Raw genomic sequence first — 13465 nt, 5'->3', positions numbered from 1 at the left:
CGGCCCGGGTCAGGACGTCCGCGTGTTCAGCGAGCCCGCCAGCTGCCAGGTGCGCAGCCGGTCCCGCGCCGAACGCATCCCCGACTGGATCAGGACGATTTCCGTGGCCCCCGCGTCGAAGTACCGCCGCAGCCCCGCCTCGACGACCCGCTCGTCCCCGATCAGGGCCAGATCGGCGGCGTGCGTGGCGCCTTCGGCGTCGAGGATCCGGCGGTACGACGGGATGTCGCCGTAGTAGCCCAGGTGCACCGCGGCGATCTGGCGGACCGGGCCGGCGTCGTCGGTGACCACCGCCGGCACGGCCGCGATCACGCGCGGCTCCGGACGGCCGGCGTCCGCGGCGGCCTTGGTGAGGGTGGGCACGATGTGCTCCGCGAGCGCGCGCGGCCCGGCCAGGAACGGCAGCGTGCCGTCCGCCAGCTCCCCCGCCACCCGCAGCGCCTGCGCTCCCATGGCGGCGACGACGATCGGGACGTCGCCGCCGCCGGGGACGGTCGTGGGCAGCGGCGGGCAGGCCGTGAGGGTCTCGCCGTCGAACGACGGCCGGCTGCCGCCGAAGATGTCGCGCAGCACGGTCAGCGACTCGCGCAGCGACGTGATCGGCGGCGGGTATTCGAAGCCGAACGCCGGTTCCAGCAGGCGCTGCACGCCGAGGCCGAGCCCGAGGGTGAACCGGCCGCCGGTGGCGGCCTGCGCGGTCTGCGCCTGGGCGGCCAGGTGCAGCGGGTGCCGCGGGTAGAGCGGAACGACCGCGGTCCCGACGGCAATGCCGGGCACCTCCCGCCCAGCGAGGGCGGCAAGGGTCAGGGCATCGTGGTCGAACAGCTGGGAAAACCACACGGAACGCAACCCGGCGGCGGCGGCCTCACGGGTCTGGGCGAGCAGCTCTTCGACGCTGTTGGCGGCCCCGGAGAGGTCGCCGGCGGGCAGCGCGGCACCGATGGTCATGGGGTTCCTCCTGGATGAGGCTTCTGCGGGGCAGTAGGACTCACGACGCCACGAGACCGGCCGCGGCAGACGGTGATGGGCCCGGGCATCGGATTCGCGGCCCGGCGCGCCGGGCGCGGGTGGGGGCCCGGCCCGCCGGATTTCGGCTCGCGGCGCCACCGACCACGCACGGCCAGCCGGCACGCCGAGCTTCGGTTCGAGGCGCCACGGCCCGCGGGGCGGCCGCCCGACGCACCGGGCTCCGGCTCGCAGCGCCGCCGGCCGCGCGCGGCCGGCCGGGAGGCGCCCGCCCCGGACTCCAGCTCGACGCGCCACCGACCGCGCGACCCGCAAGACAGGTGCCCGGCGCACCGAGCACCCGCTCGCGGCACCACCGATCCGGCGATGCCCGGCGCGGCCGGGATCACGCTTCTTCCGGGTAATCGGACTCGCGGCGCCACGAGATCGGCCGTGGACGTGGCAGGCGGCGGTGCCCGGCGCGTCCAGTCGACCGGGGCGCCCCCTCGGGCTGGGCTCGGTCGGCCGCCAGGTCGAACTGGTTGCGGCCCAACGTGATCCGCGGTGACGCCGTGCGGTTGCCGAGCGTCGGCACTCCCGGTGCCGGGGCGAGCGGGACCGGGTCCGCGGCCACCTCCGCCCGCGCGCGGCCCACGCCCGCGAGGACCTGGCGGACCAGTTCGTCCCAGGTCAGGTCGCCGGCCTGCTCGCCCACCGTCAGGGCGCGGGTGATGCGGCCGGCCGCGTCGGCGAACCGGCTTTCGCGGACCGCGAGCTCGCCTAGGGAACGTTCCAGCGCCGCCTCCGCGCGGCGGTCGCCCGCCGGGACCACCGCGCCCAGGGCCGTTTCGCCGCTTTCGCGCCAGTCCGCGTACCAGCCGCGTTCGCCGGCCAGGTCGGCCACCGCCAGCGCGAGTTCCGCGCAGTAGCGGGGTTCCCCCGCGTCGGCGGCCTGGCGCACCGCGGCCAGCAGGCCGGTGTGCTCGCGGTCGTACCAGGTGCGCGGGTCGCCGGGTCCTGCCGGCACCGGTGTCCGCGGCAGGCCTTCCACCGCGACGCCCCGGGCTTGGTCGGCCAGGTGCAGCCACGCGCCGAAGAGCCGCCGTGACGCCGCCGCGCGGGCGGGAAGTGGTTGCGCCGCCAGGAGTTCGAGCGCCAGCAGCCGGGTGAGCGACGGCAGCCGGTAGCGGGTGCCGGCCACGTCGACCAGGCGGGCGTCGACGAGCGCCTCCAGCGCGTCCGCGGTTTCGGCCGGGCCGGCGTCCGCGAGCGCCGTCGCCGACCAGCCCGGCCAGCTGCCCGCGGGGAGCAGGGCCAGCCGGGCGAACAGGTCGCGCGCCGGGGCCGGCAGCTCGTCGAGGCCGCGCCCGACGGCGTCGCGGACGCCCGCGCCGAGGCGGTTCAGCCGGTCGTCCTCGGCGCGCAGCCGCGCCACCGCCTGGGCCAGCGTGCGGCCGGGCCGGGCCGCGACGTGCGTGGCGGCGCCGGTGACCGCCAGCGGCAGCCCGCCGCACAGCTCGACCAGCTCCACCGCGTCGGACAGCTCGGCGGTCACGCGGTCCTCGCCGACGAGGGCCGACAGCAGCTCGACGCCTTCGGCGCCGTCCAGCACGTCCAGTTCGGCCACGGCCACGCCGGGCCGCGACGCCACCCGGGCGTGGGTGGTGACGAGCAGCCGGCAGCCGCGGGCGTCCGCGACGAACGGCGTCACGCGGGACAGGTTCGCCGCGTCCTCCAGCACGGTGAGGACCCGGCGCCCGGCGAGCACGCTGCGGTACAGCGCGGCGCGGCCGTCCAGCTCCTCGGGGATCTCCGCGGCGGGCACGCCGAGTGCGTGCAGGAACCGGGCGAGCACATCGGCGGCGTCCTCCTCGGCGAGACGCGCGTAGAGCACGCCGTCGGGGAAGGCGGGCGCGGCGCGGTGGGCGGCCTCCGCAGCCACGGCGGACTTGCCGACGCCGCCGCGTCCGGTGAGGACGGTGACCGCCGCGGCGCCGGGGCCGTCGTCGGCGAGGCCGCGCCGGAGCCCGGCCAGCAGCCGCTCGTGCCCGGTGAAGTACGGCAGGCGCGCGGGCAGCATCCGCGGGGCCGCCCAGCCGGCCGCGGGTGCCTCGCTTGATCCGGCGAGGATGTCCTGGTGCAGCTCACGCAGCGCGGCGCCGGGTTCCAGGCCCAGCTCGTCGACGAACCGGCGGCGCACGGCCCGGTAGGCGGCGAGGGCCTCGACCCGGCGGCCGCACCGGTGCAGCGCGGTCATCAGCTGCAGCACGAACCGCTCGCGCAGCGGGTATTCCTCGGTCAGCACCGAGATCTCCCCGACGATCTCACGGTGCAGCCCCAGCTCCAGTTCGGCGTCGAGGCAGTCCTCGAGCACCTCCACCCGCCGCTGCGCGATGCGGACCTGGTGGGCGCGCACGACGCCGCTGTCGATGCCGGTGAGCGGTTCCCCGCGCCACAGCGCCAGTGCTTCGCGGAACGCGGCCCGGGCGTCCTCCGGCCGTCGCGCGGCCCGGCCGCGGGCCACCAGTGCCTCGAACGCGTGCAGGTCCAGCTGCCCCGGCCCCAGGTCGAGGCAGTACCCGCTGCCGCGCGCGGAGATCCGTTCCCCCAGCCCGGCCTTCGCCAGCGCCCGGCGCAGCGCCGACACACAGGTCTGGACCTGGGCCCGGGCCGTCGCGGGTGGCGCGGCGCCCCACAGCGCGTCGAGCAGCACCTCCAGCGGCACCACGCGGTTGCCGTTGAGCAGCAGCAGCGCGAGCACCACCTGCTGGCGGCGGGCGGTGACGACGACCGGCTCGCGGCCGTGCACCTGCAGCAGGCCGAGCACGCGGAAACCAGGACCGGGGACGGCGTCGGGGACGGCGCGGAGCACGGGGGCTCCGGGTGTCGGCACGGTGGTCTGCACGGTGTTCCCTCCGGGGGTCAGACGAGGACTTCGGGCGGCGCCGGGTGCCCGAGGAAGGCGGTGGGACTGGCGGTCAGGCCGTACGCGCCGGCCTGGAAGATCGCGATCAGGTCGCCGATCGCCGCACCGGGCAGGGACACCCGGTCGCCGAGCAGGTCGAGCGGGGTGCACAGGCAGCCGACCACGGTCACCGTCTCTTCGGGACCGCCGGGGGCGGAGGCGAGGGCGAGCGGGTAGTTGCGCCGGATGGCCTGGCCGAAGTTGCCGGACGCGGCCAGCTGGTGGTGCAGGCCGCCGTCGACGACGAGGAACGTCGTGCCGCGCGAGACCTTCCGGTCGACCACGCGGGTGAGGTACACCCCGGCCTCGCCGACGAGGTAACGGCCGAGCTCGATCACCACGCGCGCTTCGGGCAGCGCCGGCCGCAGCGAGACGTCCAAGAGCTTCGCCAGGTTTTCGCCGACCTCGTCGAGGTCCAACGCCGTGTCGCGGGCGGTGTAGGGAATGCCGAAGCCGCCGCCCAGGTTCACCGACCGCACCGGCCCGGGCGCCGCTTCGGCGAGCTGCAGGACCAGGTCGACGGTGGCGCGCTGGGCTTCGCAGAGGCTTTCGGCGCGCAGGTTCTGGGAGCCGGCGAAGACGTGGAAGCCCTGGAAGTCCAGGCCCGCGGCGCCGACTTCGGCGAGCACGGCGGGCACGCGCTCGGCGTCGATGCCGAACTGCTGCGGGCCGCCGCCCAGGCGCATGCCGGACCCGCGCACGGCGAAGTCCGGGTTCACCCGCAGCGCCACGCGCGGGGTGAGGCCGAGGCGGTCGCCGGCCTCCCGCACGCGGGCCAGCTCGGTGGTGGACTCCAGTTCCACCGTGACGCCGGCGGCGACCGCGCGGCCCAGCTCGGCCGCGGTCTTGCCGGGTCCGGCGAAGCTGATCCGTTCCGGCGGGACGGTCGTGTCGAGCGCCTGCCGCAGTTCCCCGGCGGAGGCGACGTCGAGGCCGTCGACGAGGCCGCTGAGGTGGTGCAGCAGCGCGGGCATGGGGTTGGCCTTGACCGCGTAGCTCAGTTCGACGTCGCCGGGCAGCGCGGCCCGGACCCGCTCGACGCGGGCGGTGACGAGTGAGCGGTCGTAGGCGAAGAAGGGGGTGGTGCCGACCCGCGCCGCGAGCCGGTCCACGGGCACGCCGCCCACGGTGAGCACACCGCCGGCGCGGCGATGCGGTGCCGCCGCGGCTTCCGTCGTGTTCGCCATCGCTTTCCTTTTCTTCGAGCACGGGTGAATAGCGACCGGAAAAAGCACCACCGCCGGTTCCGGGGCGGTACGGGGACCACTGAAGCAACTACCCACCCACCCGGGCATGGGTAGTCCTCACCCAGATTCGGCGGCCGGGTGGGGAGTCGGGCCCCCAGGTGTACCTGCTGTGTCCGAGTGGTCACCCCCGTGACACCACCCACATCGGATCGCCGGGACATTTTCGCAGGTCAGGGCGATTGACCACACCGTTCGGCGCAGTCACCCACCCCCGTTGGTCCAGGCGGGTGGCCCGCTCCGGTGGCAGCTTCCTGCCGTCGCCTGCCTGCCACCGGCGGCCCGGGAAACACCCCTTGACGAACGGGGTGCGCAGCCCGCACGATCGGAATCCACCGGCACCCGGGGAATTCCCCGGAACCGTCCGCACCAAGCGCATTCCCCGATTTCCGGATCCCTTCCGACGATGGGTGAACTATGTCTTCCCTGCCTGCTCCCGGTGAGCCGATCGCGGTGGTCGGCATGTCCTGCCGGCTGCCCGGCGCCCCTTCCCCGGCGCGGCTGCGCCGGCTGCTGGCCGAGGGCCGCGAGGCCGTCGGCGCGGTCCCGCCGGGCCGGTGGACGGACGGCGACGGTGCCGGGCGCGGTGGGTTCGTGTCCGATGTGGACGGTTTCGATGCGCCCTTCTTCGGCGTCTCCCCCCGCGAGGCCGCGGCGATGGACCCCCAGCAGCGGCTGGTGCTGGAGCTGGCGTGGGAGGCGTGCGAGGACGCCCGGATCGCGCCCGGATCGCTGCGCGACAGCGGCACGGCGGTCGTGGTCGGCGCGATCAACGGCGACTACGCGCTGCTGCACGACCGCCTCGGCGCCGGACCGCACACCCTCACCGGCACGCACCGCAGCCTCATCGCGAACCGCGTCTCCTACGTGCTGGGGCTGCGCGGCCCGAGCCTGACCGTCGACTCCGGACAGTCGTCGTCACTGGTGGCGGTGCACCTGGCGGCCGAGCAGCTGCGCCGCGGCACCGCGGCCGTCGCGCTCGCCGGTGGAGTGAACCTCAACCTCCTGAAAGCGGTCACGGAGACCGTGGACCGCTTCGGCGCGCTGTCCCCGCAGGGGCGCTGCCACACCTTCGACAGCCGCGCCGACGGGTACGTCCGCGGCGAGGGCGGCGGCCTGGTGGTCCTCAAGCGGCTGAGCGCCGCGCTCGCGGACGGCGACCGCGTCCACGCGGTGCTGCTGGGCGGGGCCGTGAACAACGACGGCGGCGGCGCGGGCCTCACCGTGCCGCGGGCCGAGGCGCAGACCGAGGTGATCCGGCTGGCGTGCGCCGACGCCGGAGTCGCACCGGCCGACGTCCAGTACGTCGAACTGCACGGCACCGGCACGCCGGTCGGCGACCCGATCGAGGCCGAGGCCCTCGGGGCCGCGTTCGCCGGGGACCGCCCGGAACCGCTGGCGGTCGGGTCGGTCAAGACCGTGGTCGGCCACCTCGAAGGGGCCGCCGGCGTCGCCGGGCTGCTGAAAGTGCTGGTGTGCCTCAAGGAACGCCGGCTGACGCCGAGCCTGAACTTCGCCACGCCGAACCCGGCCATCCCGTTCGCGGAACTGAACGTCGAAGTGGTGCAGGAGGACCGGGACTGGCCGCGGCCGCAGGACCGGCTCGTCGCCGGCGTGAGCTCGTTCGGCGTCGGCGGCACCAACTGTCACCTCGTCCTGGCCGAGGCCCCGGTGGTTCCCCAGCCCGAGGACGTCGCTGCCGACGGCGTCCCGCTGGTCCTGTCGGCCCGGACGGCCGCCGCCCTGCCCGCCCAGGCCCGCGCGCTCGCCGGCCACCTCGCCGAGTACCCCGGCCTCGCCCACCGCGACGTCGCCCGGTCGCTGCTGCGCACCCGGGACCTCTTCGAGCACCGTGCGGTCGTGTTCGACGACCTCGCGTCGCTCGCCGGCGGAACTCCCTCGGAGAGTGTCGTGACCGGACGGACCGTCGACGGCGCCGACGTCCTCGTGTTCCCCGGGCAGGGTTCGCAGTGGCCGGCGATGGCCCGTGCGCTGCTGCGCGACTCGCCCGTGTTCGCCCGCCGGCTGGCGGAGTGTTCGGCCGCGCTCGCGGAGTTCGTGGACTACGACCTCCTGGCCGACCTGCGCGCCGGCACCGCCGACCTCGAGCGCGTCGACGTCGTCCAGCCCGCGTTGTGGGCGGTGATGGTGTCGCTGGCGGCGGTCTGGCGCGACGCGGGACTCACCCCGTCGGTCGTCGTCGGGCATTCCCAGGGCGAGATCGCCGCCGCCACCGCGATCGGTGCGTTGTCCCTCGCCGACGGCGCCCGGGTGGTCGCCTTGCGCAGCCGGGCGATCGCCGGGATGCCGCGCGGCGGCGGGATGATGTCGGTCGGCGCCCCCGAGGACACGGTCGTGCCGCTGCTGCCTGCCGGAGTGTCGGTGGCCGCGGTGAACGGCACCCGGTCCGTGGTGCTGTCCGGGCCCGCCGATGCGCTCGCGGCGTTGCACGCCACGCTCACCGCGGAGGGGTACCGCGCGAAGATCCTGCCGGTCGACTACGCGTCGCACTCGGCGGCGGTCGACCCCCTGCGCGAGGAAATCCTGCGGCTCCTGGAGCCGGTGCGCCCGGTGTCCACTTCGGTCACGTTCGTTTCGGCCCTCACCGGCGAACCCTTCGACACCGCGGGCCTCGACGCCGGGTACTGGTTCGAAAGCCTGCGGCGTCCGGTCCGGTTCGCCGAGGCGACCGCCGGGGCGTTGGCCGCCGGCGGCGCGCGGTTCGTCGAGTGCAGCCCACACCCGGTGCTGCTGGGCAGCATCGAGGAGACGGCCGAAGCGCACGACCGTGCGGTGGCCGTCGTCGGCACGCTCCGGCGTGACGACGGTGGCCAGGACCGCCTGCGCCGGAGCCTCGCCGAGGCGTTCGTCGCCGGGGCGGGTGTGCGGTGGGTCGTGCCCGGCTCGCGGCTGGTGGACCTGCCGACGTACGCCTTCCAGCGGACCCGGCACTGGCTCGGCGAAGAAGCGGCCGCCGCGCCGGTCGCCGTGGATCCGGCGCAGGTCTCGGACCTGGTGCTCGCCACCGCCGCGGCCGTCCTCGGCCACGCCGACGTGACCGCCATCGACCCCGCGTGCACGTTCAAGGACCTCGGCTTCGACTCGGTGAGCGTGGTCGAGCTGCGCACCCGGCTGCAGGCCGCCACCGGGCTGAAGCTGCCGACGACCTTGCTGTTCGACTTCCCGACGCCCGCTCACCTCATCACGCACCTGCGGGCTCGCCCGGCCGGCCCCGCTCCGGAAGCCGTTGCGCCGCAGAAAGAAGACCCGATCGCGATCGTCGCCATGGGCTGCCGGTTCCCCGGCGGCATCACCTCCCCCGCCGAGCTGTGGGACCTGGTCGCCGCGGGCGGCGAGGCCGTCACCGAGCTGCCCGTGAACCGCGGCTGGGACCTCGACACGCTCCTCGGCGACACCGGCCCCGGCTCGTGCGCCACCCGCTTCGGCGGGTTCCTGCACGACGCCGACCGGTTCGACCCCGCGTTCTTCGGCCTGAGCCCCCGCGAAGCCCTGGCCATGGACCCGCAGCAGCGGGTGCTCCTGGAAATCAGCCACGAGGCGATCGAGCGCGCCGGCCTCGAGCCGGCCGCCCTCGCCGGGACCGAAACGGGCGTGTTCGTCGGCGCGATGGCCATGGACTACGGACCCCGGCTGCACGAGCCGACCGGCCTGGTCGACGGCCACCGCCTCACCGGCACGTCCCCGAGCGTCGCGTCGGGCCGGATCGCCTACACCTACGGGCTGCGCGGGCCCGCGCTCACGATCGACACGGCGTGCTCGTCGTCGCTGGTCGCGATCCAGCTGGCCGCCGACGCCCTGCACCGCGGCGACTGCTCGCTCGCCCTCGCCGGCGGCGTCACCGTGATGGCCGCCCCCGGCAACCTCGTCGACTTCACCCGCCAGAACGGCCTGTCCGCCGACGGCCGCGCGAAGGCGTTCTCGGCGGACGCCGACGGCACCGCGTTCGCCGAGGGCGCGGGGATGCTGGTCCTGGAGCGGCTGTCCGACGCCCGCCGCCACGGCCACCCGGTGCTGGCGCTGCTGCGCGGCGGCGCGACCGGCTCCGACGGTGCCAGCAACGGCCTCACCGCCCCGAACGGCCAGGCGCAGCAGCAGGTCATCCGCCGTGCGCTGCGGACGGCGGGACTGTCCACATCGGACGTCGACGTGGTCGAGGCGCACGGCACCGGGACGGCGCTGGGCGACCCGATCGAGGCGCACGCGCTGCTGGCGACCTACGGCCAGGACCGCGAAACCCCGCTGTGGCTGGGTTCCCTCAAGTCCAACATCGGCCACACGCAGGCCGCGGCCGGTGTCGCGGGCGTGATCAAGATGGTCGAAGCGCTGCGGCACGACACGATCCCGCGCACGCTGCACGCCGACGTCCCGAGCTCGCACGTCGACTGGGCGAGCGGCCGGGTCGAGGTGCTCTCGGCCGCTCAGCCGTGGCCCGAGCACGGCCGCCCGCGCCGGGCGGCGGTGTCGAGCTTCGGGATCAGCGGGACCAACGCCCACGTCGTGCTGGAAGCGGCGCCTGCCGAAGAGCTGCCGCCGGTGTCCGCCGCGCCGCTGGTGTGGACCCTGTACGCCCACTCGGACGTCGCGCTGCGGGCTCAGGCCGCCCGGCTGCGGACCTACGCCGAAACCGCCGCCGACGACGACATCGCTGCCACCGCCGCGATTCTCGCCCGCCGCCGTCCCGGCACCTGCCGTGCGGTCGTCGTCGCCGCCGGCCGTTCCGAACTGGTGGCCGCGCTCGCCGCCCTCGCCGACGGTGCCCCGCACCCGGCGCTCGTGACCGGTACCGCCACGGGCGACGCGAAGCCGGTGTTCGTCTTCCCCGGCCAGGGCGCGCAGTGGCCGGGCATGGCCGCCGAACTGCTCGCCGCGGACGCGGGCTTCGCACAGCTGCTCACCGACGCCGCCGAGGCCCTGCGGCCGCACACCGGCTGGTCGGTGCTCGACGTGCTCACCGGCGCGGACGGCGCGCCGGGCCTGGAGGGGACCGACGTCGTGCAGCCGGTGCTGTTCGCCGTCATGGTCGCCCTCGCCGGACTGTGGCAGGCCGCCGGGGTCGACCCGGCCGCGGTGGTCGGCCACTCCCAAGGCGAGCTCGCCGCGGCCGTCGTCGCCGGGGCGCTGCCGCTCGCCGACGCCGCCCGGATCATCGCCGTGCGCAGCCGCCTCCTCACCGCCGAACTCGACGGCACCGGCGGAATCCTCGCCGTCGGCCTGCCGGTCGCGCAGGTGCGGGAGCGGCTCGAACCGTGGGCCGGGCGGCTGTGGCCGGCCGTCGACAACGGCCCGGTGGGCACCGTGGTCGGCGGCGACCTGGCCGCGATCGAGGAGTTCGCGGCCGTCTGCACGGACGTCCAGGTCCGGCGCACGCCGGTGGCGTACGCGGCGCACACCCCGCACGTCGAAGCCGTCCGCGACGCCCTGCTCGCCGCGATCGGCGACCTGACGCCCGCCGACACCGCGACCACGATCTGCTCCTCCTGCACCGGCGGCTTCCTGCCGGGCTCGGAGCTGACCGCGGGCTACTGGTACCGCAACCTGGCCGAGCCGGTCCGGTTCGACGCCGCCGTCCGCGCCTTCGCCGGCTACCGGCGGCCGCTGTTCGTCGAGGTCAGCCCACACCCCATCCTCGCCGGCGCGGTGCAGGAGATCCTGGCCGACGCGGCCATCGACGGCACCGCCGTCGGCACGCTGCGCCGCGGCGAAGGCGGGCCGCAGCGGTTCCTGCTCTCCCTCGCCGCGGCCCACGTGCGGGGCGCAGGAGTGGACTGGCCGCGGCTGCTCGGCCCGGTCACCCGCCACCCGGACGTCCCGACCTCGGCGTTCGACCGGCAGCGCTACTGGCTCACGGACCGCTCCGGCGGGCTGCTCGGCACCCCCACGCCGGTCGCCGACGGCGACGGCCTGGTCGCCACCGGCCGGCTCTCGCTCACCTCGCTGCCGTGGCTGGCCGGGCACGCGGTCCGCGGCACGGTCCTGTTCCCCGGCACCGGGTTCGCCGAACTGGCCCTGGAAGCGGCGAACGGCTTCGGGGGCGTCGAGGACCTGACGCTGGAAGCGCCGCTGGTGCTGCCCGCCTCGGGCGTCGTGGAAGTCCAGGCCGGTCTCGGCGGCGCGGACGACCGCGGCCGCCGTCCGCTGACCATCCACTCGCGACTCGGCGACGGCCCGTGGACCCGGCACGCGACCGGCACGGTGAGCCCCGAGCATGCACCCGTCACTCCCCTGCCGGTCTGGCCGCCCCTCGGGGCGGAGCCGGTCGACCTCGACGGCGTCTACACGCGGCTCGCCGAACGCGGCTACGAATACGGGCCGGCGTTCCAGGGCCTCACCGCGCTGTGGCGCGACGGCGACGACCAGTACGTCGAGGTGGCGCTGGCCGCCGAGGGCGAGTTCACCGCGCACCCCGCGGTGCTCGACGCGGTGCTGCACGCCCTCGTGCTCGACGGCCCCGAGCTGCTGCTCCCGTTCTCCTTCGGCGGCCTGCGGATCACCTCGCCCCTGCCGGGTTCGGTGCGGGCCCGGCTGTCCGGTTCGGCGGCCACCGGCGTCGAAGTCACCCTCTACGACACGGCCGGCACCCCGCTCGGCGGCGTGGAGTCACTGCTGCTGCGGCCCGGCGCGCTGCCGGGCGCGGCCGCGGAGCTCTACCGCGTGGAATGGACGCCGGCGTCGCTGCCGGCCGGCGACGACCGCCAGTGGACCGTGATCGGCACGGAGCTGCCCGAGGTCGTCCCGCCCGTCGTGCTGACCACCGCGCACGAGCTGCCCGCCGTGCTGGACCTCGTGCAGCGCTGGCTGCTCGACGAGCGGTGCGACGGCTCGAAGCTGGTGTTCCTGCAGGACCCGGGATCGCCCGAAGGCGCGCCGGTGTGGGGCCTGGTGCGGTCGGCGATCGCCGAGCACCCCGGCCGCTTCGCCCTGGCGGGTGCCCGGCCCGGCGCTCCCCTCGCGGCGGCGCTCGACGCGGGGGAGCCGCAGTTCGCCGTGCGTGACGGCGCGGTGCTCGTGCCCCGGCTGGCGCGGTGCGTGGCCGAGCCGTCCACTGTGGACTTCGGCACCGGCACGGTGCTGGTGACCGGCGGCACGGGCGGGCTCGGCACCCTGGTCGCCGAGCGGCTGGTGACCGCGCACGGCGTGCGTGACCTGCTGCTGGTCTCGCGCCGCGGCGGTGACGTCCCGGCCCGGCTGGCCGGGCTCGACGCCCGCGTCCGGGTGGTGGCGGCCGACGTCGCCGACCGGGCCGCGCTGGGCGCGGTGCTGGCCGGCGAGACGCTCACCGGCGTGGTCCACGCCGCCGGCGTCCTGGACGACTCGACCATCACCGGGCTGACGCGAGCGCAGCTGGACACCGTGCTGCGGCCCAAGCGCGATGCCGCCTGGCTGCTGCACGAGCTCACCGCGGACCAGCCGCTCGCCGCGTTCGTGCTGTTCTCCTCGATCGCCGGGGTGCTCGGCAACCGCGGCCAGGCGAACTACGCCGCCGCCAACGCGTCCCTCGACGCGCTGGCGGAGCACCGGGCGGCCCGCGGGCTGCCGGGCGTGTCGATCGCGTGGGGCCTGTGGGACACGGCCACCGGCATGACGGCCGCGATGAGCGCGACGGACCGTTCGCGGCTGACCGGCGTCCGGCCGATCACCGAGGCGCAGGGCCTGGCCGCGTTCGACGCCGCGCTCGGGCTGTCCGGTACGGTCGTGGCGTCCACTTGGGACATCGCGGCGCTGCGGGTCGCCGACGAAATCCCCGCTGTGCTGCGGAGTTTCGTGCCGGTCCGCCGCGCCGTCTCGGCCGCCCCGGTTGCCACGGGCTTGGCCGGGCAGCTCGCCGGGCTGGACCGGGAAACCGCGGCCGCGACGGTGACCGGCTTCGTCCGGACCGAGGTCGCCACGGCGCTGGGGCACCGGTCACCGGCGTCGGTCGAGGTGGCCAAGCCGTTCAGCGAGCTGGGGATCGACTCGCTGACGTCGGTGGAGCTGCGCAACCGCATCGGGGCCGGCACCGGGCTGCGGCTGCCCGCGTCGCTGCTGTTCAACCACCCGACGGTCGAGCTGCTGGCCGCGCATCTGCTCGGCGAGCTGCTCCCGCCGCCGCCGGACCCCGCGCAGCGGCTGCGCGAGGCGCTCGGCGAAGTGCTGCCCGGCGCGGACGCCGAGGAGCGCGTCCGGCTGGCGGACGTGCTGCGGGAGGCGCTGGACGGGCTCGGCGCCGAGCCCGCGCTCGACCTCGCCTCGGACGACGAGCTCTTCGCCTTCATCGACAAGCTCTGACCTTTTGCGAACGGATAGGGGTTCG

The 13465-nt window shown here is 75.9% G+C and carries 4 protein-coding genes; 1 reads left to right on the top strand and 3 read right to left on the bottom strand.

The window, feature by feature from the left end; all coding sequences use genetic code 11:
• Positions 1-9 precede the first annotated feature (9 nt).
• The 3 genes from AB0M93_RS03385 to AB0M93_RS03375 all read right to left on the bottom strand — a co-directional run bounded on the left by AB0M93_RS03385 (position 10) and on the right by AB0M93_RS03375 (position 5097).
• Positions 10-948, bottom strand: a complete 939-nt coding sequence (locus tag AB0M93_RS03385) for a TIGR03564 family F420-dependent LLM class oxidoreductase (protein WP_364267897.1) — start codon at positions 946-948, stop codon at positions 10-12.
• A 403-nt stretch (positions 949-1351) separates the two neighbouring features.
• On the bottom strand, positions 1352-3817 hold the full coding sequence (locus AB0M93_RS03380) for a BTAD domain-containing putative transcriptional regulator (protein ID WP_364267895.1): 2466 nt from the start codon (positions 3815-3817) through the stop codon (positions 1352-1354).
• Between the two features lie 50 nt (positions 3818-3867).
• On the bottom strand, positions 3868-5097 hold the full coding sequence (locus tag AB0M93_RS03375) for a pyridoxal-dependent decarboxylase, exosortase A system-associated (protein ID WP_364267893.1): 1230 nt from the start codon (positions 5095-5097) through the stop codon (positions 3868-3870).
• A 474-nt stretch (positions 5098-5571) separates the two neighbouring features.
• Here AB0M93_RS03375 and AB0M93_RS03370 point away from each other — a divergent pair, with 474 nt between their 5' ends.
• A complete protein-coding gene (locus tag AB0M93_RS03370; protein ID WP_364267891.1) occupies positions 5572-13440 on the top strand; it encodes a type I polyketide synthase in 7869 nt (2622 codons plus the stop codon).
• Positions 13441-13465: the final 25 nt, after the last annotated feature.

It is taken from the genome of Amycolatopsis sp. NPDC051102 (assembly GCF_040682815.1).
In the GTDB taxonomy this organism is placed as follows: Bacteria; Actinomycetota; Actinomycetes; order Mycobacteriales; family Pseudonocardiaceae; genus Amycolatopsis.
Note: the sequence above shows the minus strand (reverse complement) of the source record. Positions and strands in the feature narration are given on the sequence as shown.

What these genes read in the sequence shown, in the direction of transcription:
- AB0M93_RS03385 (WP_364267897.1), bottom strand. Translation starts at nt 948, where the DNA reads ATGACCATCGGTGCCGCGCTGCCCGCCGGCGACCTCTCCGGGGCCGCC.
- AB0M93_RS03375 (WP_364267893.1), bottom strand. Translation starts at nt 5,097, where the DNA reads ATGGCGAACACGACGGAAGCCGCGGCGGCACCGCATCGCCGCGCCGGC.
- AB0M93_RS03370 (WP_364267891.1), top strand. Translation starts at nt 5,572, where the DNA reads ATGTCTTCCCTGCCTGCTCCCGGTGAGCCGATCGCGGTGGTCGGCATG.